This is a genomic window from Fontibacterium abundans (SeqCode), from assembly GCF_965235095.1.
Lineage (GTDB): Bacteria > Pseudomonadota > Alphaproteobacteria > Pelagibacterales > Pelagibacteraceae > Fontibacterium > Fontibacterium abundans.
The window spans coordinates 460,544-478,887 of the sequence record NZ_OZ249405.1; the positions used below are offsets into that span (position 1 = coordinate 460,544).

At 27.5% G+C, this 18,344-nt stretch carries 20 protein-coding genes; 4 read left to right on the forward strand and 16 right to left on the reverse strand.

The features are described 5' to 3' along the window. Positions 1-9: 9 nt before the first annotated feature. Positions 10-462, reverse strand: coding sequence for a single-stranded DNA-binding protein (ssb, locus tag AC8GER_RS02685; protein WP_506598404.1), 453 nt, complete (start codon positions 460-462; stop codon positions 10-12). 83 nt (positions 463-545) lie between these two features. Between ssb and uvrA the strand changes: the two genes are divergently transcribed. Together uvrA and AC8GER_RS02695 are read left to right on the forward strand one after the other, a co-directional pair. Further along, the gene (gene uvrA / locus AC8GER_RS02690) at positions 546-3,434 is read left to right on the forward strand and encodes an excinuclease ABC subunit UvrA (protein WP_506598405.1); all 2,889 of its coding nucleotides are present in this window, start codon (positions 546-548) and stop codon (positions 3,432-3,434) included. Between the two features lie 29 nt (positions 3,435-3,463). Then, on the forward strand, positions 3,464-4,063 hold the full coding sequence (locus AC8GER_RS02695; RefSeq protein WP_506598406.1) for a urate hydroxylase PuuD: 600 nt from the start codon (positions 3,464-3,466) through the stop codon (positions 4,061-4,063). On the opposite strand, the gene secF is transcribed toward AC8GER_RS02695, so the two are convergent. The 13 genes from secF to AC8GER_RS02760 form a co-directional block, all read right to left on the reverse strand. After that, positions 4,060-4,941 (reverse strand): protein translocase subunit SecF, encoded by an 882-nt coding sequence (secF, locus tag AC8GER_RS02700; protein WP_506598407.1) that lies wholly within the window; start codon positions 4,939-4,941, stop codon positions 4,060-4,062. The two genes, AC8GER_RS02695 and secF, sit on opposite strands and share 4 nt — an antisense overlap. A 1-nt stretch (position 4,942) precedes the next feature. Beyond that, on the reverse strand, positions 4,943-6,529 hold the full coding sequence (gene secD / locus AC8GER_RS02705) for a protein translocase subunit SecD (RefSeq protein ID WP_506598408.1): 1,587 nt from the start codon (positions 6,527-6,529) through the stop codon (positions 4,943-4,945). Positions 6,530-6,536: 7 nt separating this feature from the next. Then, on the reverse strand, positions 6,537-6,818 hold the full coding sequence (gene yajC / locus AC8GER_RS02710; protein ID WP_506598409.1) for a preprotein translocase subunit YajC: 282 nt from the start codon (positions 6,816-6,818) through the stop codon (positions 6,537-6,539). Between the two features lie 69 nt (positions 6,819-6,887). Beyond that, positions 6,888-8,162, reverse strand: coding sequence for a serine--tRNA ligase (gene serS / locus AC8GER_RS02715; protein WP_506598410.1), 1,275 nt, complete (start codon positions 8,160-8,162; stop codon positions 6,888-6,890). Next, a complete protein-coding gene (gene tatC, locus AC8GER_RS02720) occupies positions 8,159-8,926 on the reverse strand; it encodes a twin-arginine translocase subunit TatC (protein WP_506598411.1) in 768 nt (255 codons plus the stop codon). Before tatC ends, serS begins: the two co-directional genes overlap by 4 nt. An 11-nt stretch (positions 8,927-8,937) precedes the next feature. Then, on the reverse strand, positions 8,938-9,180 hold the full coding sequence (tatB, locus tag AC8GER_RS02725) for a Sec-independent protein translocase protein TatB (protein WP_506598412.1): 243 nt from the start codon (positions 9,178-9,180) through the stop codon (positions 8,938-8,940). 8 nt (positions 9,181-9,188) lie between these two features. Continuing rightward, a complete protein-coding gene (locus tag AC8GER_RS02730) occupies positions 9,189-9,389 on the reverse strand; it encodes a twin-arginine translocase TatA/TatE family subunit (RefSeq protein ID WP_017943762.1) in 201 nt (66 codons plus the stop codon). A gap of 39 nt (positions 9,390-9,428) precedes the next feature. Next, on the reverse strand, positions 9,429-10,085 hold the full coding sequence (scpB, locus tag AC8GER_RS02735) for an SMC-Scp complex subunit ScpB (protein ID WP_506598495.1): 657 nt from the start codon (positions 10,083-10,085) through the stop codon (positions 9,429-9,431). A gap of 2 nt (positions 10,086-10,087) precedes the next feature. Continuing rightward, on the reverse strand, positions 10,088-10,861 hold the full coding sequence (locus tag AC8GER_RS02740) for a segregation and condensation protein A (RefSeq protein ID WP_506598413.1): 774 nt from the start codon (positions 10,859-10,861) through the stop codon (positions 10,088-10,090). Positions 10,862-10,882: 21 nt separating this feature from the next. Further along, positions 10,883-11,836: a glycoside hydrolase family 3 N-terminal domain-containing protein gene (locus tag AC8GER_RS02745; protein ID WP_029167719.1), complete on the reverse strand. Its 954-nt coding sequence runs from the start codon at positions 11,834-11,836 to the stop codon at positions 10,883-10,885. A gap of 4 nt (positions 11,837-11,840) precedes the next feature. Then, complete coding sequence (locus AC8GER_RS02750) at positions 11,841-12,098, reverse strand: hypothetical protein (RefSeq protein WP_029167720.1); 258 nt, start codon at positions 12,096-12,098, stop codon at positions 11,841-11,843. Positions 12,099-12,106: 8 nt separating this feature from the next. Beyond that, on the reverse strand, positions 12,107-13,828 hold the full coding sequence (argS, locus tag AC8GER_RS02755) for an arginine--tRNA ligase (protein WP_506598414.1): 1,722 nt from the start codon (positions 13,826-13,828) through the stop codon (positions 12,107-12,109). Then, entirely contained in the window at positions 13,825-14,967 is a 1,143-nt protein-coding gene (locus AC8GER_RS02760) for a deoxyguanosinetriphosphate triphosphohydrolase (protein WP_029167722.1), read from the reverse strand. Before AC8GER_RS02760 ends, argS begins: the two co-directional genes overlap by 4 nt. 25 nt (positions 14,968-14,992) lie before the next feature. On the opposite strand from AC8GER_RS02760, the gene AC8GER_RS02765 reads away from it, so the two are divergent. Both AC8GER_RS02765 and xth read left to right on the forward strand, forming a co-directional pair. Beyond that, positions 14,993-15,310 carry a HesB/IscA family protein gene (locus tag AC8GER_RS02765; protein ID WP_029167723.1) on the forward strand — a complete coding sequence of 106 codons (318 nt, stop codon included), beginning with the start codon at positions 14,993-14,995 and terminating at the stop codon, positions 15,308-15,310. Next, complete coding sequence (xth, locus tag AC8GER_RS02770; protein ID WP_029167724.1) at positions 15,310-16,086, forward strand: exodeoxyribonuclease III; 777 nt, start codon at positions 15,310-15,312, stop codon at positions 16,084-16,086. The genes AC8GER_RS02765 and xth overlap by 1 nt, the downstream gene beginning before the upstream one ends. Here the strand turns inward: xth and AC8GER_RS02775 are convergent. Both AC8GER_RS02775 and AC8GER_RS02780 read right to left on the reverse strand, forming a co-directional pair. Next, positions 16,083-17,471 carry a mannose-1-phosphate guanylyltransferase/mannose-6-phosphate isomerase gene (locus tag AC8GER_RS02775; protein ID WP_506598415.1) on the reverse strand — a complete coding sequence of 463 codons (1,389 nt, stop codon included), beginning with the start codon at positions 17,469-17,471 and terminating at the stop codon, positions 16,083-16,085. The two genes, xth and AC8GER_RS02775, sit on opposite strands and share 4 nt — an antisense overlap. After that, on the reverse strand, positions 17,468-18,343 hold the full coding sequence (locus AC8GER_RS02780) for an AEC family transporter (RefSeq protein ID WP_029167726.1): 876 nt from the start codon (positions 18,341-18,343) through the stop codon (positions 17,468-17,470). Before AC8GER_RS02780 ends, AC8GER_RS02775 begins: the two co-directional genes overlap by 4 nt. Between the last annotated feature and the right edge of the window lies 1 nt (position 18,344).

Below are 18,344 nucleotides of genomic sequence, written 5' to 3' on the forward strand. Positions count from 1 at the left end.
GAAGTAAATTTAAAAAGGAACTTTATCGTCTGGATCTTGTGAAATGTCAGGCATATCATCAGATGGTAACTGGCTACTTTCTAATTTTTTGCCATCTCCAGATGAAGAATTCTTTCCATCCAGCATTGTAAGAGACGAACTGTAACCCTGCAGAACAATTTGCGTGCTATATTTTTCCTGTCCGCTGCTATCGGTATACTTATTGGTATTTAACTGACCTTCTATGTAAACTTGTGCTCCCTTTTTTAAGTATTTCTGAACAACACCTACTAAACCTTCATTAAAAATAACAACTCGATGCCATTCAGTTTTTTCTTTTTTTTCTCCAGTATTCTTATCTTTCCAGCTTTCTGAAGTTGCAACGCTTAATCTTGCAACACTTTTTCCATTTTGCATTTGTTTGATTTCAGGATCGTTCCCAAGTCTGCCAATTAATAAAACTTTATTTAAACTGCCCGCCATAATATAGATCTTTTTTTGAACTAAGAATTAGATGTTTATTATATCAGACTAATCAAATTAAAAGAATAAAATTTACTAAAAAGATGAGTAATACTGTCACAAAAATCGTTATTAAAGGTGCTAGAGAGCATAATTTAAAAAATATTTCAGTAGAGATTCCAAGAGATAAATTAATAACTATTACTGGATTATCTGGATCTGGAAAGTCATCTTTAGCGTTTGATACAATCTATGCTGAAGGACAAAGAAGATACGTTGAAAGTTTGTCAGCTTATGCTCGTCAATTTTTAGACCGCATGAGAAAACCAGATGTTGATTTAATTGAAGGTCTTTCTCCAGCAATATCTATAGAACAGAAAACTACTTCAAAAAATCCAAGATCAATTGTTGCAACTGTTACTGAAATTTATGACTACATGCGCGTTTTGTACGCGAGAGTTGGTATTCCTTATTCACCGTTCACTGGAAAACCTATTAAGTCACAAACAGTCTCAGAAATGGTAGACCGAATTTTAGATCTACCCAAGCAATCTAAGATTCAAATCTATGCGCCTGTAGTTAGAGGCAGAAAAGGTGAATATAAAAAAGAATTACTTGGATACAAAAAAAGAGGTTTTCAAAAAGCAAGAATCGATGGAAAAATTTATGAAATTGATCAGTCGCCTACTTTAAATAAAAACATAAAACACGATATAGATATATATGTTGATGGTTTTATTAATGACAAAAAAGAACAACAAAGAATTGCAGAAAGTATTGAAACAACTTTATCTTTATCCGACGGTCTAGTTTATGTTGAATTTACGAATGAAAATCTTCCAAAAGAATTTAGGAAAAATGAAAAAATAGTATTTTCTTCAAAATTTGCATGTCCAGAAAGTGGTTTCACTATAGAAGAAATAGAACCAAGACTATTCTCTTTCAATAGTCCCTATGGAGCGTGTCCAGAATGCGAAGGAATTGGAGTTGATCTTTATATAGATCCAAAATTAGTAGTTCCTAATGATAAAAAAACTTTAATAGATGGAGCTATTATCCCTTGGTCGTCAAGTTCAACTTTGTATTATGCTCAAACCTTATCTTCATTAGGAAAACATTATGATTTTTCTTTAGAAACACCATGGAGAGATTTACCAAAAAAAATTCAAGATGTTATTTTGTACGGATCGGGAGAAGAAGAAATTAAATTTTCTTATGATGATGGATATGAAAAATATTCAAGCAAAAAATCTTTTGAAGGAGTAGTAAATAATTTAGAAAGAAAATATCTAGAGACCGATAGTGACTGGAAAAGAGAAGAAATTTCCCAATTTCAAAACGAAACTGAATGCGAAAGATGTAAAGGAATGAGACTTAAAGAAGAGGCCCTATCGGTAAAAATAAAAGAACTAAATATTAGCGAAGTTTCTAGGATGTCTATTCAAAATGCATATGATTGGTTTTCTAATCTTCATAACCATTTAACCGACAAAGAAAATAAAATTTCAGTGCATATTTTAAAAGAAATTAATGAAAGATTAAGTTTTTTAATAAATGTGGGTCTTGATTATTTAAATTTGTCAAGATCGTCTGGAACATTATCAGGTGGGGAATCTCAAAGAATAAGATTAGCTTCACAAATTGGCTCAGGTTTAACAGGTGTTCTTTATGTTTTAGATGAACCATCAATAGGATTACATCAAAAAGATAATATTAAACTTTTAAATGCTCTCAAAAGATTAAGAGACCTAGGTAATACAGTTATAGTTGTGGAGCATGATGAAGAGGCAATGCTTAGCTCTGATTATATTATTGATCTTGGACCAGGAGCTGGAACTGAAGGAGGAGAAATTATCGCATCGGGAACCCCTTCTGAAATTAAGCAAAATGAAAATAGCATAACTGGACAATATTTATCCGGTAAAAAATATATTTCTATCCCACAAATAAGAAGAAAAGCAAAAGACGGGAGATATTTAACTTTGAGCGGAGCAACTGGAAATAATTTACAAAACGTTACAGCAAAAATTCCTCTTGGAACTTTTACAGCAGTAACAGGAGTTTCTGGAAGCGGTAAATCAACATTTGTTCTTCATACTCTTTATAGAGCATTAAATTTAATGATTAATAAAACTATAACAAAAAATATGCCTAAACCTTTTAAGGGTATTCAGGGCTATGAATATTTAGATAAAATAATCGATATTGATCAATCTCCTATCGGTAGGACGCCAAGATCTAATCCTGCAACATACTCAGGAGCATTCACTGTTATAAGAGAGTGGTTTGTTAATTTGCCAGATTCGAAAGCAAGAGGTTATAAGCCTGGAAGATTTTCTTTTAACGTCAAAGGAGGTAGATGCGAAGCCTGTGAAGGCGATGGAGTAATTACCTATGAAATGCATTTTTTACCCGACGTTTATGTTCAATGTGATGTCTGTAAAGGTAATAGATATAATAGGGAAACTTTAGAAATAAGATTTAAAGATAAAAATATTGCTGATGTTTTAAATATGACTGTTGATGAAGGTGTAGATTTTTTTGAAAATATATCTTCAATAAGAGACAAGCTTTTAACGCTACAAAAAGTTGGGCTTGGTTATATAAAAATTGGTCAACAGGCTACAACTCTCTCTGGTGGAGAAGCTCAAAGAATTAAACTAGCAAAAGAATTATCAAAAAGAGCAACAGGAAGAACTATTTATATACTTGATGAACCAACAACTGGCTTGCATGTTCATGATGTTAAAAAATTATTAGAAGTTCTTCATACTTTTGTTAACAAAGGAAACACAGTTATAGTTATAGAACATAATTTGGATGTAATAAAAACTGCTGACTGGATCATTGATATGGGTCCTGAAGGAGGCGTAAAAGGTGGAAAAATTATAGCTGAAGGTACTCCGGAAGACGTTTCGCTTGTAAAAGGGAGTTATACTGGTGAATTTTTAAAGAAAATTCTATCTAAAAATATTTCAAAAAAGAGTGCTTAAAAAATTATTTTTTATGTTATTGTTGAAATATGGGAATCAGTAATATTCTTCAGTCTCTTCCAAAAACTATTTTGAGCTCTGTTATTGCTACTTTAATTTTCTTTGGTGTTCTATTTTATATTAACGACGGATGGACAAATGATAGATACTTTTGGAGCGCCATATTTAGATATTTACACGTTGTGTCTGGAATTATGTGGATAGGATTATTGTGGTATTTTAATTTTGTTCAAATACCTAGTATGCCAAAAATTCCTGACGAACAAAAACCTGCCATTGGCAAAGTAATTGCTCCAACAGCTTTATTTTGGTTTCGTTGGGCTGCCCTATCGACAATTATTACAGGATTGATAACGGCTTACTTAAATGGTTACGTTCATGAAGCATTAGTGTTTAAAGGAAGTCCTAAAAACATAACAATAGGAATTGGTATGTGGCTTGGGATAATTATGGCTTTTAACGTTTGGTTTATAATTTGGCCAAATCAAAAAAGAGCTTTAGGAATTGTTGAATGCGATCCTGAAACAAAAGCTAAGTCAGCAAGAATTGCAATGCTAGTATCTAGAACAAACACTTTCTTGTCTATTCCAATGCTTTTGACAATGGTTATAGCGCAAAATCTTTATTAAGGCGTATTATCAACTTTTACAGACCAGTCTCTTTTGACTTTAAAAAACATAACTATAGGCGATGCTATGTAAATTGAAGAATAAGTTCCTATTATAATTCCAAAAGTTATTGCAAAAGCAAACCCTCTGAGAACCTCTCCTCCAAAAATTAATACAGCAACAATAGACAAAAGTGTTGTACCAGAAGTTTTTAATGTACGGGAAAGAGTATTGTTTAATGATTCATTAACTAAAATCGACAATTCGGAAGTACTATCTTTTTTTAAATTCTCTCTAATTCGATCATAAATAATAACTGTGTCATTGATTGAGTAGCCAATAATAGTCAATAAAGCAGCAACAATAGTAAGATCAAATTGCAATCCTAAAAGTGAAAATACTCCTACAGTGATAATTGTATCATGAAAAAGAGCAGCTATTCCACCGAAGCTAAATTGCCACTCAAAACGAAACCATAAATAAAAAAATATTGCAACAAAACATAGTAAAACTGAATAAATAGCGGATTTAATCAATTCAGATCCAACTTTTGGGCCGACTGTTTCTACTTTTCTAATTGCAATTTTTTCATTTAAATCCTTTTCAATAAAATTTTTTATATCATTTGGCGAAATACTATTATCAGTAGAAATTAAAAAGTCATTTTCAGTTCCAAATTCTTTAACTGAATAATTATTAATTTTAAGTTTTGATAATGAATTTCTGATCTTTTCTATTTCAATCTTTTTTTCCAGTCGGATTTCAATTGTCGTGCCGCCTTTAAAATCAACTCCAAAATCTAATCCCTTAGTAAATACTAAGATAATTGAAGCTAAAATTAAAAAAAAAGAAAGTAGTAGAAAAAAATTTTTATACTTTAAAAAATTAAAATTAGTCATTTTAAATATTTATAACTTTAAATTTATTGTTCATCAGATATTTTGAAACCATTAATCTGCTAACAGTAAAAGCTGTGAAAAATGAAGTTATTAATCCAACACATAGTGTAACAGCAAATCCTTTTACAGGTCCATTACCTAAATAAAATAAAATAATGCCAGCGATTAATGTTGTTAAATTTGAATCAATAATAGTTAATAATGATTTTTTGTAAGCAATATCAAAAGCGATAATATTAGATTTTTCAATTTTTAATTCTTCCTTTGCTCTTTCATAAATTATCACGTTAGTATCAATAGCCATACCAACAGTTAGAACAATTCCAGCTATACCAGGCAAAGTCAAAGTAGATCCAAATATAGATAAAACTGAAATTAAAATTACAATATTTAATAAGAGAGAAATATTTGCGAAAATTCCAAATAATTTATACGCGTACACCATATAAATAAACGCAAGTAAGAAACCTGCAATAAAAGATATAATTCCATAACGAATAGAGTCTTTGCCTAGATCGGCACCTACTGTCCTTTCTTCTATAATCTTCATTGGTGCTGGCAAGGCTCCAGCTCTTAATAAAATAGCTAACTGATTAGCTTCCTCAACTGTAAATCCTCCAGATATTTGTCCGCTACCGGTTAGTATAGGCTCTCTAATAACTGGTGAACTTAAAATTTCATTATCTAGAATAATAGCAAGAGGCCTACCCACATTATCTTTTGTAGCATTAGCAAATTTCTTAGCTCCTATGTTATCAAACTTAAAACTAACAATAGATTGATTTGTTTGTCTATCAAAACCTGGTTGTGCATCGGTTAAATTTTCACCAGACACAATCAATCTTTTCTCCACTTCAATAAATAAACCGTCAAATTTATTTTTAACTTTCTCAAAACCTAGATTGTCACCAGAGCTGTTACCAGTTTTTATAAACTTAAAATTTAATTGTGCAGTTTTTCCAAGTATATTTTTAAAAGTAGATGGGTCAGACAATCCTGGTAGTTCTACAATTATTCTATTCTCTCCTTTCTGCTGAATAGTCGGTTCTTTCGTACCAAGTTGGTCAACTCTTTTTCTTACTATTTCTATAGATTGATTGATTGCATCCTTTTTTAGAAGCTTAATATGCTCTTCATTAAATTGTAAAATGAATACATCTTTTTCAATCTTATAAACAAAATCTTTATTAGAATTTTCTATATTATTTTTGTTAATTCTAGAAAAAAGATTTTCCTCATTATTTGTCTTATTAATTATATTAATAGCAATATCTTTTTGAGAGCTATTTTTTATTTCAAAAGTAATTTTATTATTTAAAATATTTAAATTTTTAAAATCTAATTTTTTTTCATTAAATTTTTTTTTTAAATCAACTACTTTTTCTTCTAATTTTTTATTAATTAGAGGGTTCATATCAATTTCTAATAGTAAATATGAACCACCTTGAAGATCTAGACCTAGATTTACTTTTTTATCTAAAAATAAATTAGTTTTATTTGTAAAGTTAAAATTTCCTAAAAAAATATAGAAAAAAAATAAAATCGAAAAAATAATAAATCCAATTTTTAATCTGGAAAAATTTAACACTACTAATTTATTTAGTTTCGGATTTAGATAATACTTGTGAGATAGTGGATCTTATAATTTTAACATTAACGTTATCAGCAATTTCTAATTCTGCTTTTTCATCATCAATAATTCGTGAAATTTTTCCTACAATTCCACCTGCTGTAACAACTGTATCTCCTCTAGTCAGCTTTGAAATCATTAACTTATGTTCAGCAACTCTTTTTTGCTGAGGTCTAATTAATAAGAAATAAAAAATTACAAATATTAATATTAAAGGAATAAATTGTGCGAAACCAGATGCTGACATATTCCAGTTGATTATACTAGATGCTGATTAAATACAATAATTTTTTTAGCTTTTGAATTTATATATAAATTAAATTGTTTTTATCCCGCTCATATAATTATGTAAAACTGCAGGAATGTTAATTGAACCATCTTCATTTTGATTATTTTCTATTATAGCAATCAATGTTCTTCCTATAGCGAGTCCAGAACCATTTAATGTAGCAACATAGTCAATTTTTTTTTCTAAATCTTTAAAACGCGCCATCATCCTATTTGCCTGAAATTGACCACAAGAGGAGCAGCTAGATATTTCTCTATAATTATTTTGAGATGGTATCCATGCCTCAAGATCATAAGTTTTTTCTGCGCTAAAACCCATATCACCAGATGAAAGCAAAACAACTCTATAGGGTATTTCTAATTTTTTGAGTATGGTTTCTGCGCAATTAGTAAGTCTTTCAAGTTCATTTTTTTTATCTTCCGGTTTTACAATACTTACTAGTTCAACTTTGTAAAATTGATGTTGCCTCATTATGCCCTTTGTATCTTTTCCAGCAGCACCAGCTTCAGCTCTAAAGCACGGTGTAGCCGCAACATATCTAAGTGGCAAATCCTCATAATTTAAAATTTTATCTCTAACAATATTAGTAAGGGACACTTCAGCCGTTGGTATTAACCATGAGCCATCATTTAAAGAAAATTGCTCTTTAGAAAATTTTGGCAACTGACCAGTTCCAAACATTGATTCTTCATTAACAATTATTGGAACATTCATTTCTAAATATTCAAATTCTTTAACGTGCGTATCAATCATAAAATTAATTAAGGCTCTTTCTAATCTAGCAATATTGCCTTTTGTTATTACATACCTAGCCCCTGAAATTTTAGTTGCGGTATCAAAGTCTATAAGGTCTCTCTCTAAACCAATCTCATCATGGGACTTAATTTTAAAATTAAAATTTTTAATATTACCAAATTTTTTTATCTCTTTATTACTTTTGCTATCTTGACCAACTGGAACATCATCTAAGTGTATATTTGGCAAATTATGAAGAATATTATTTATTTTTTGTTTTTGTTCAGAAAGATTTTTCTCATAACCATCAATATCATTCTTAATATTTAAAACTTTTTTAGATAAAGATAAGAATTGTTCATTCTTCTTATCCTTAGAGTTAGACAATTCCTTAGATATTTTATTTCTCTCTTCTTGTAATTTTTGCTGTTTTTCTAAAATTTGTCTTATAGAAGAATCTAAAGAAATAATTTCATCTACCAATTGATCTGGATTTTTTATAAATCTTTCTTTATATTTTTTTTTATAGATGGACGGGTTTTCTCTTAAATTTTTAAGATTTATCATTTTTTACTTTTTTCTAAATATTTTATAATTAAAATAGATATTTCATATAAAAACATCAATGGAATGGCTAATCCTATCTGACTAATTGGGTCTGGAGGTGTAATAACTGCTGCAACTATAAATATAATAACAATAACATATCTTCTTCTTTCGGATAAATATTTGGAATCAACAAAACCAACAGTTGCTAGTAAAATTAGTAACACTGGCAATTCAAAACTAAGGCCAAAGGCAATCATAAAAACCATTATTAATGAAAGATACTCGCTTACTCTTGCTTCTAATTGTATTGGCATACTTGTTTGCGTGCTTAAAGTTTCAAATGATAAAAAAAACTTAATAGCCAATGGCATTATAAAATAATACGCCAATAAGGCACCGGTTATAAAAAGAACTGGTGTTGCAACAATAAAAGGTAAAATCGCTTTTTTTTCATTTTGATATAATCCAGGTGCTATGAATTTCCAAATTTGAATTAAAAAAACAGGAAAAGAAAAAAAGAGAGCAGAAAAAAAAGATAATTTTAAATAGGTAATAAAAGTTTCCTGTAATGCTGTAAAAATTAATCTTTTAGTTCCAATCTGCCCCTCTCCTAAAGCCTTAACGTATGGTTGTAATAAAAAATCATATATTTTATCTGCATTCATGTAAGAAATTATAAAAGCTAACGTAAAAAAAATAAGACTTTTTATTATACGAGATCTTAGTTCTAAAAGATGCTCTGTTACACTTGATTGATTTTGATCGTTATTATTGTCACTCATAAAAATAAAAATTAAATTTTTTCTGTTTTCTTTTTATTTTTTTCTTCAGGGTTAATATCTATTATTTTTTTTATATCTTTTTCTTGTTCCTGAACAATATCATCAATTCCTTTTTGAAAAGAATTAACATAATTTTTTATTCCATTTTTTATTTGAATAAATTTTCTAAGAACGACAGGAAGATCTTTTGGTCCAATAACTATAATAGCAACTAGAATGATGACTAAAATTTCTGACCACCCTATTTGTGGCATAAATTATTTTAGTGATTTGACTTAGAATTTTGATCTTTATCTTTATCTTTAGGGTCTTTATTGTCTGATGACTGATCATCAGACATGCCTTTTTTAAAACTTTTAATACCTTTAGCAACGTCACCCATTAAGTCAGAAATTTTTCCTCTGCCAAACAAAAGGACAACTACTATTACAACGATAATTATGTGCCAAAAACTTAAACCCATAAGTAAATTTATATATTAAATAAATTTTTTTACAAATAATTAATTATCTTTTTGATTTAAAGTTTCAGAAAGCATGTCGTCTATATTGGTAAAAATGTCTTCTTTAGATTGTTTATCTAAATCATCTTTAGCAAACTTATTAGTTCCAAATATTGATCTATCCAAACGACTATCAATTAAACCGGCTGAAGCCAACTCTTCAGAGTTTGGCAAATCAGATAATGATTTTAAATTAAAATGACTTAAAAAATTGTCTGTTGTAACGTATAATAAAGGTTTTCCAGGTATTTCCTTTCGGCCCTGTGGTTTTACCCATCCAAGTTCAAATAATATTTCTAAAGTTCCGGTGCTAAATGAAACCCCTCTAATCTCTTCAATTTCAGAACGCGTAACCGGTTGATGATATGCAATAATTGCTAAAGTCTCTATTGTTGCTTTTGATAACTTTCTTTGCTGAATAACTTCACTTGCAATTTTTTTTGATAAGTTCTCAGCAGTTCTAAAAGACCATTTGTTGGAAATTTCATAAAGATTAATACCTCTTTCAATAAATTCCGATTGTAATTCTTTTAAAATTTTTAAAACATCAACATTTAGTTCAATTTTAGATTTAATTGTTTCAATATCTAATGGTTCATCAGCTGCAAATAAAATAGCCTCTACCAATCTTTTTGCATCTTTATTTTTATTCAACATCATTATCTAGCTTTAATTAATATTTTATCAAAAATTTTTTTTTGCATAATTGATAATTTTCCCTCTCTGACTAATTCTAAACTTCCTGCAAATGTTCCTGCTAAACCTGATTTTTTTAAATTTTTTGAACCTGAGAATGATCCCGGAACCACATCTTTAATATCTCTCCAGTCGGTTAATTCTTTAAGTAAACTTGTAATTTTTTTTATAGCCTCTTCCATTGTATAGACAGGCAACTTTGAAATATTCATAATAGAAAAATTTTGTTTTCTTTTTATTTCAGCATAAGATTTGATAAGTTCATAAAGAGAAACCGCATATTTAGAGGTGGAAATCTTTTTAATACCTTCGCGAATACCTTTTGTAAAAATATCTCGTCCTAATTGTTTCTGCGAAACAAGTTTGTCAGAAAGAAATCTAATTGCCTCTAATTTTCTTAATTGCAATTTAAGTTTTTCGGCCATTTGAACAGCTGAAAAATCATCCTCAAAATCATCAGGTAATAACAATCTAGATTTTAAATAAGCAAGCCATGTTGCCATAACTAAAAAATCAGCAGCTAATTCTAAATTTTTTTTTATATTATTAATAAATTTTAAATATTCGTCAGCTAACTGAACAATGGAAATCTTCATAAGATCAACTTTTTGAGATTTAGCTAAATCTAAAAGCAGCTCCAAAGGACCTTCGTAATTATCTATGTTCAAATTAAATTTATCTCCAACTTGATCGCGCTGCTCAACCGAAAGAGGTTTTAATTCAACTATGCTTTCCATTTAATTTATTTAACTGATTCTTTAGTTAAATTTATTAAAATTTGCCTTAACCTTTTGTGTTATTTTGTAGGTAAAATTATCAATTTCTGGCACAACTTGAGACAGTTTCTTCATTTCATCTATATTTCCACTGCAATGTAACAATAAATTGCAGCCTGCATCTAGACTTAATTTAGCATTTTTAACAATTCCGCCAGATAAAGCTTTCATACAAATATCATCGGACATCAATATTCCTCTAAAATTTAGATACTTTCTAATTATATCTTTAATTATTTTTTTTGATTGAGTGGCGCATTTGTCTGAGTCTAATTTTTCATAAACAATATGCGCTGTCATTGCTAAATAACTATTTACTTTTTTAAATGTTCTAAAATCATTTTTTTTTAAATAATCCAAGGAAAAACTCACTATCGGTAGATGAAAATGAGAATCTATATTGGTGCAGCCATGTCCAGGGATATGCTTGATAATAGTTCCAAGTCCTGAATTTTTATAAGAATTTATTAAATATTTTGATAATTTTATAACAATATTAAATTTTTTTGAAAAAGCTCTATTTCCAATAACGCTTTTTTTATCTTCATTAAATAAATCAAGAACTGGAACTGTATTTATATTAATGCCGCAATATTTTAAAATAGAAATATTAATTTTAAGAAATTTACTAAATTTTGAATAAAATTCTTTATTATTTTTATAAATATCACCAAAATACTTGGCATTATATTTATCAAGATTAATAATTTTCCTAAAACGATTAACCTTGCCTCCTTCTTGATCGATTAATATTGGAAAATTTTTATCTTTAAAAAGTTCTCTTATACTGGAAGTTAAATTTCTAACTTGATCTAGATTATTAATATTTCTAGAAAATAATATTATTCCCCATGGTTTGTATTTTTTAAAAAAATAAATTTCTTTTAAATTTAATTTAAAACCATTAATTCCAAATATAATTGCGTGTGTTTTCAAAATTTTATTTTATTAGTTCCCAATATTGTTTTTGTTTGTAAATTTTTTTAAAAAACTCTTCGTTATCTATTCTTTTTTTAAAATCAGAGGATGAGCTAATTTTATCTAATTTTTCAATATACGAGTTTAAATAAATCAAATAATTTTCTCTATTTTTATCTATATTTTTAACAAATGTATTTGAATTATAATAAACAAAACAAATAACTAAAAAAGAAAGAACAAGAAAAAAAGATATCAAATTAATAAATTTTTTTTTCATTAAATCAATCACATCTCAACCGAGGCAGTAACATTTAAAATATCTAAACCGCTTTTTAAAACTAATTGTATTTTATTAATTAAGAATAATCTTGCAAACTGAAGCTCAGGTTGTTTTTCATTTAAAATTTTTAAATTATCATTCTCATTTCCAGAGTTCCAGTAAGTATGAAATAAACTTGCTAATTCATACAAGTAAAATGGTACTCTGTGAGGCTCTAAATGATATGCTGATAACTCCAAACATTTTGGCCATTCTGCTATTTTTTTAATTATATCAATTTCAATTTCCTGATTAAGAGAAACTAAATTCAATTTTTTTTCATTATTAATTTCATATTTATTTTTTCTAAATAAAGAACAAATTCTAGCGTGAGCATATTGGACATAAAATACTGGATTTTCTTTTGAATGATCAGTAACTAGATCAAAATCAAAATCCAACTGAGAGTCATTACTTCTGTATATCATCATAAATCTTACCGAATCTTTACCAACTTCACTTATGAGATCGCTAGCAGTTATAAAATCCCCTGCTCTTTTAGACATCTTTAATTGATTTCCAGATTTAAATAACTTTACTAACTGACAAACTTTAGAAATAATTTGCTGTTTGTTTTCCGATAAAGCAGAAACACATGAAGCTTGTCTCTTTAAATAACCAGCATGATCGGCGCCGAGTACGTTTATAAGTAAATCAAATTTTCTTTCTATTTTATTAAGATGATAAGCAACATCATTTGCAAAGTAAGTCCAGGTGCCATCTGATTTTTTTAATGCTCTGTCTGTATCATCTCCAAATTTAGTAGACTGAAATAAGATTTGCTTTCTAGGCTCCCAATCATCAACTTCATTACCCTTGGGTTTTTCTAAAATTCCTTCATATACATAATTTTTATTCTTGAGAATATCTAAAGCTTTTTCTACTAAATTTTGATTAACAATATAATTTTCAGATACAAAATTATCATGAACAATCCCTAGTTTTTTTAAATCGTTCTTTATTAAATTCATGGCCTCTTCTATGCATAAATTCTTAAGATCATTAAAAATTAAATCGTAATTATTAAAATTAGGTAATTTATTTTTTTTTAGAATATTTTTAGCTATATCAATAACATATTCACCGGGATAGAGATCTTGATCACTGGGAAATAAAGTATTATTTTTTATTTCTAATACTCTAAAATAAACTGATTTAACAAATTGATTAATTTGATTTCCATAATCATTAATGTAATATTCTTTAACAACTTTATTTCCGACAAAACTTAATAGGTTTGCTAAAATATCACCAAATACAGCACCTCTACAGTGTCCAACATGTAAGGGTCCGGTTGGATTTGCAGAAACATATTCAATTAAAATATTTTTAGATTCTAAATTTTGACTTTTTCCAAAGTTAACATCTATAGATAATATAAAATCATACCAAAAAGTTTTATCAAAAAAAAAATTTAAAAATCCAGGTTTGGCTACCTCAATTTTTATAATCTCTTTAAATTTACCCTCTAATTCTTTTTTAATAATAGTTGCTAGATCAATAGGATTTAGATTATTTTCTTTTGCAAAAATCATTGGTGCATTTGTGCTAAAATCACCATGAGTTTTTATTTTAGGAATTTCTACTGAAAAATTATCAAATTTTTTTGGCAATTTAATAATATTTTTTTTTTCTAAAGTTTTAAAAAAATCACTTAGTTTTATTTTATAATTAATAAAAATATTCATTTTATTTTATTGTATAAATCAATAGCAAATTTATCTGTCATACCGGCAATGAAATCTGATACTGATCTTTCAAGCCCCCATTTCTTTTTAAGATCAGGAAGTATAAATTTTTTATTATTTTTAATTAAATATATGTATAAATTTTTTATTATTTTTTCTGCCTTGTTTGTCATTTCTTTAACAGATTTATTTTCATACATATTTAATCTCAAAAATTCACGAATTTGATTATTTGCATTAATGAGCTTTGGCGAAAAACTAACTATAAAATCAGTGGACTTATAAACATCTTCGATTGTTTTAATTTTTAATTTTTTAATTTTTTTATTTGTATTTAAAATTAAGTCTGTAACCATAAAATTAATTATTGATCTTATAATCTCATTTCTTAATAATTTTTCATTTTTAAATTGTTTATTCTTTTTTTTTATAATCTCTCCTATAATAGGCAAATCTTTAATATCATTAATTGAAAACAAGCCTGCTCTAATACCATCGTCAATATCATGATTATTATAAGCAATATCATCAGACAAAGCGCTAATCTGAGATTCTAAAGATGACTGATTATAAAAATTAATTTTTTTAATTTTATTTAAATTTGGCAAAAGATCTAAATTTTCTTTTACTAAATAATTTGGACCATTATGCTTAACAATTCCGTCTATTGTATTTATGGATAAATTTAAACCATCAAATTTTTGATAGGCTTTTTCTAATTCTGTAACCAAACGTATCGAATGAATATTATGATTAAAACCGCCATGCTCTCTAATGCAATAATCTAAAATTTTTTCCCCCGCATGACCAAAGGGTGGATGACCAAGATCATGAGCTAAACTTATAGCTTCGGATAAATCTTCATTTAATTTTAAATATCTGGAAATTGATCTTGATATTTGTGATACTTCTAAAGTATGAGTAAGTCTTGTTCTGTAATGATCTCCTTCATCATATACAAAAACCTGTGTTTTATATTTTAATCTTCTAAACGAAGTTGAGTGTATAATTCTATCTCTGTCTCTTTGATAAAATGATCTGTATAAGTTTTTTTTGTCTCCAAATTGTCTTCCTAAATAATTAGAATTATTAGAAGAAAATTTAACTAATAACTTATTGTAATTATCAACTCCAGACATATATTAATAATAAACATAAAATTGAATGACCAATAATTTTACCATTACAGATAAAGCTAAAAAAAAGATAGAAAATCTTTTAGAGAAAGAAAATATTAATAAGTTTTTTAGAATTGAAGTCAAAGGCGGAGGTTGTTCTGGTTACAAATATCATTTCTCGACAGATAACAAAAAAAATGAAGATGATATAATTCTTGAAAATGTTCTAATAGATAAATCCTCTTTTACTTTTATTGAAGGATCGATGCTAGATTTCTCTGAGAAATTAATTGAAAATACTTTTAAAATTATAAATCCTAAAGCCACAGCGTCATGCGGATGTGGGAGCTCTTTCTCTGTTTAATGATAATAAGTAGCTGGAATGTTAATTCTGTAAGAGTAAGATTAAATCACATTCTTGAATATCTTAAAAAAAACAAGCCCAACTTTCTACTTCTTCAAGAAATTAAAACTGAAAATAAAAATTTTCCATACTCAGAATTAAAAGAAATTGGGTATGAAAGTGAAGTGCATGGGCAAAAATCATACAATGGAGTTGCTATTATTTATAATCAGAAAATAAATAATATAAATTTTAATATTGTTAATGATTTGCAAGAACAATCACGATCTATTTCTGTTGATATAAATTATAAAAAAGAATTAATAAAAATTATTTGTGTCTATGTTCCAAATGGAAATCCTGTAGACACTGATAAATATCAGTACAAAATTAAATGGCTAAAATCTTTTGAAAAATTTTTAGTGAATCAAAATAAATTAAAAAATAAGATAATAATCGGTGGAGATTTTAATATTATTCCAAATGAGGATGATGTTTACAATCCAGAGGACTGGGAAAATGATGCTCTGTATAGAATCGAAATAAGAAAATTTTTTAGAAAGATATTAAACGAGGGTTATGAAGATGCTTTTAGATTAATTAATAAAGAACCAAAAAATTATACATTCTGGGATTATCAATATGGATCATTTGAAAAAAACAAAGGATTAAGAATTGATCATTTTTTATTATCAAAAAATATTAGTTATTTAATCAAAGACGTAACTATCGATAAATATTTAAGGGCCCTAGAAAGACCTTCTGATCATGCTCCTATCAAATTAACTTTAGCTTAGGCTCTACCGTAAATATCTTTGATACGAATAATATCATCTTCCCCTAAATAGCTACCTGTTTGAACCTCTATAATTTTTAAAACACTTTTTTGTCTATTTTCAATTCGATGAACTGCTCCTTGAGGTATAAAAATAGAATCTGACTTATTTAAAGATATATTTTTCTTATTCAGGGTAACATTGGCTTTACCCTCAACTACAACCCAATTTTCAGATCTATATTTATGTTTTTGAAGACTAAGAATTGCTCCAGGATTTACAATTAATTCTTTTACTTGAAAATTTTTACTAACAAATATGTTTGTAAATTGCCCCCAGGGTCTTTGAGTTGTTGTATGCTGGTCTGTAATTTTTGGAAATTTTTTATTAATTATAGGATAAAGATTTTTAAGATTATTATTTTTAAGATCAGAAAGGTAAAGAACGTCATGATTATCAACCGCAAGTACATTTTTTAAATTACTAGCCACAATAGTTCTATTAGAAGAAATATAAGAATTTTTAACATTATCCTTAAAAATATTTCCTTTTATATAATTATTATCTTTATCTTTTTTTTCGATTTCCCATTTTTGTATCCAGCTACCTACATCTTTCCAATCACTTAAGAGTTTTGTAGAGAAGACATTTTTGGATTTTTCTAAGATGGCATGATCAAAAGAAATAGATTTTATTTTTGAATAGTATTTATTATCTAGTTTCACAATGTGGTTTGTATTTTTTGCATTAATATAAGAATCGCAAACTTGTAGAGCCAATTTATTTTGTAAAATAGAAAATTCATTTAGTAATGCTGATTTATTTGAAAGAAACATGCCAGAATTCCAAAGATAATTATTATTTTTAATTAATTTTTTTGCTCTATTTAAATTAGGCTTCTCAATAAACTTAACAACTTTGTTAAAACTTTTATTAATTTTTTTTGAATATAAGTAACCATAGCCTGTTTCTGGATAATCAGGCTTAACCCCAAAAATAAAAATTTTATACATATCCAAATAATTAGAAAGTTTTTTTATTTGTTTCTGAAATGCTATTTTTTTTTCAATTATGTGATCAGATGAAATGATTAATACGGGTTGATAAAAAATTAAATCATCATCATTTAAGGCCGCAAGTATTGCTGGTGCTGTATTTTTCTTATCGGGTTCAACGTAAATTTTACAATTTATATTTTTTGTTTCCTCTTTAATTTGGTCTAAAAAATTATAATTTGAGCAAATTGTAATCGGGTCAAAATTTACTCCTGTAACTCTATCTATCGCATGTTTTAATAAGCTTTTTCCATTAATTTTAATAAATTGTTTCGGATGTTTCTTCCTAGATTCTGGCCATAATCTCGTTCCTTCTCCTCCACATAGAATAATTGGTTTAATTTTCATCATATTATAAAAAATAAAATAACTGGTATTGAAATAATGGAAGCAATGGTTGATACAAAAACAGCTACGCCAATTTCTTGACTATATGAATTATTTTCAGAGGCTATTAAGTATGTCAATATAGCTGCGGGCATAGTTGATTGTAATATTACAACTTTAGCTACAATGCCATCTAGATTTAATAAATAAACTACCAACAATCCAATAATTGGACCACTAATAATTTTAAAAATACCAATTAACAAACCTATTTTTAAATTTTTAATATTAATTTTAGTGAGCGACATTCCTAATGCCAGCAAAACTAAAGGAATAACAAGTCCTGACAAAATTTTAGTAAAATTATTGATAAAACTTGGCATTTCAATTTTGTAAAATAAAATAATAAGTGAAAATATTAACGACAATAGAACAGGACTTAATAGTATTTTTTTTATAGAATAATTTCCTGATGAAATTGCAGTATTGGCTGTAAAATGACTAACCATAACAATAGAAGCAAAACCAGCCGCTAACGCAAGACCTTCATTGCCGAAGGTTAATAAAGCAAGCGGGAGACCCATATTGCCACTGTTAGGATGCATTATTGGAGTTGTTAATTTTACAGATGGGAGTTTAAAAATTTTTATAAAGATATATCCAAATAAGAATCCAAGAGCCAAAACTAAAAAAGCTGAGGTAAAAATTTTAAAAAAAATATTTATAGTTAAATTAGTCCTAGTTATAGAATCATAAATTAAACAAGGTAAAGCGATATTTGAAGCAAGTTTAGTTACAGCAACGATATTAAAATCTTTGTTATAGATATTCCATAAATAACCAATAAAAATTACAAATATGACTGGAAGTATTATATTTAGAATTGTTAGAAACAAT

Coding starts and splice junctions, on each gene's coding strand:
- ssb (WP_506598404.1), bottom strand. CDS start 462: ATGGCGGGCAGTTTAAATAAAGTTTTATTAATTGGCAGACTTGGGAAC.
- uvrA (WP_506598405.1), top strand. CDS start 546: ATGAGTAATACTGTCACAAAAATCGTTATTAAAGGTGCTAGAGAGCAT.
- AC8GER_RS02695 (WP_506598406.1), top strand. CDS start 3,464: ATGGGAATCAGTAATATTCTTCAGTCTCTTCCAAAAACTATTTTGAGC.
- secF (WP_506598407.1), bottom strand. CDS start 4,941: ATGACTAATTTTAATTTTTTAAAGTATAAAAATTTTTTTCTACTACTT.
- yajC (WP_506598409.1), bottom strand. CDS start 6,818: ATGTCAGCATCTGGTTTCGCACAATTTATTCCTTTAATATTAATATTT.
- serS (WP_506598410.1), bottom strand. CDS start 8,162: ATGATAAATCTTAAAAATTTAAGAGAAAACCCGTCCATCTATAAAAAA.
- tatC (WP_506598411.1), bottom strand. CDS start 8,926: ATGAGTGACAATAATAACGATCAAAATCAATCAAGTGTAACAGAGCAT.
- tatB (WP_506598412.1), bottom strand. CDS start 9,180: ATGCCACAAATAGGGTGGTCAGAAATTTTAGTCATCATTCTAGTTGCT.
- AC8GER_RS02730 (WP_017943762.1), bottom strand. CDS start 9,389: ATGGGTTTAAGTTTTTGGCACATAATTATCGTTGTAATAGTAGTTGTC.
- scpB (WP_506598495.1), bottom strand. CDS start 10,085: ATGTTGAATAAAAATAAAGATGCAAAAAGATTGGTAGAGGCTATTTTA.
- AC8GER_RS02740 (WP_506598413.1), bottom strand. CDS start 10,861: ATGGAAAGCATAGTTGAATTAAAACCTCTTTCGGTTGAGCAGCGCGAT.
- AC8GER_RS02750 (WP_029167720.1), bottom strand. CDS start 12,098: ATGAAAAAAAAATTTATTAATTTGATATCTTTTTTTCTTGTTCTTTCT.
- argS (WP_506598414.1), bottom strand. CDS start 13,828: ATGAATATTTTTATTAATTATAAAATAAAACTAAGTGATTTTTTTAAA.
- AC8GER_RS02760 (WP_029167722.1), bottom strand. CDS start 14,967: ATGTCTGGAGTTGATAATTACAATAAGTTATTAGTTAAATTTTCTTCT.
- AC8GER_RS02765 (WP_029167723.1), top strand. CDS start 14,993: ATGACCAATAATTTTACCATTACAGATAAAGCTAAAAAAAAGATAGAA.
- xth (WP_029167724.1), top strand. CDS start 15,310: ATGATAATAAGTAGCTGGAATGTTAATTCTGTAAGAGTAAGATTAAAT.
- AC8GER_RS02775 (WP_506598415.1), bottom strand. CDS start 17,471: ATGATGAAAATTAAACCAATTATTCTATGTGGAGGAGAAGGAACGAGA.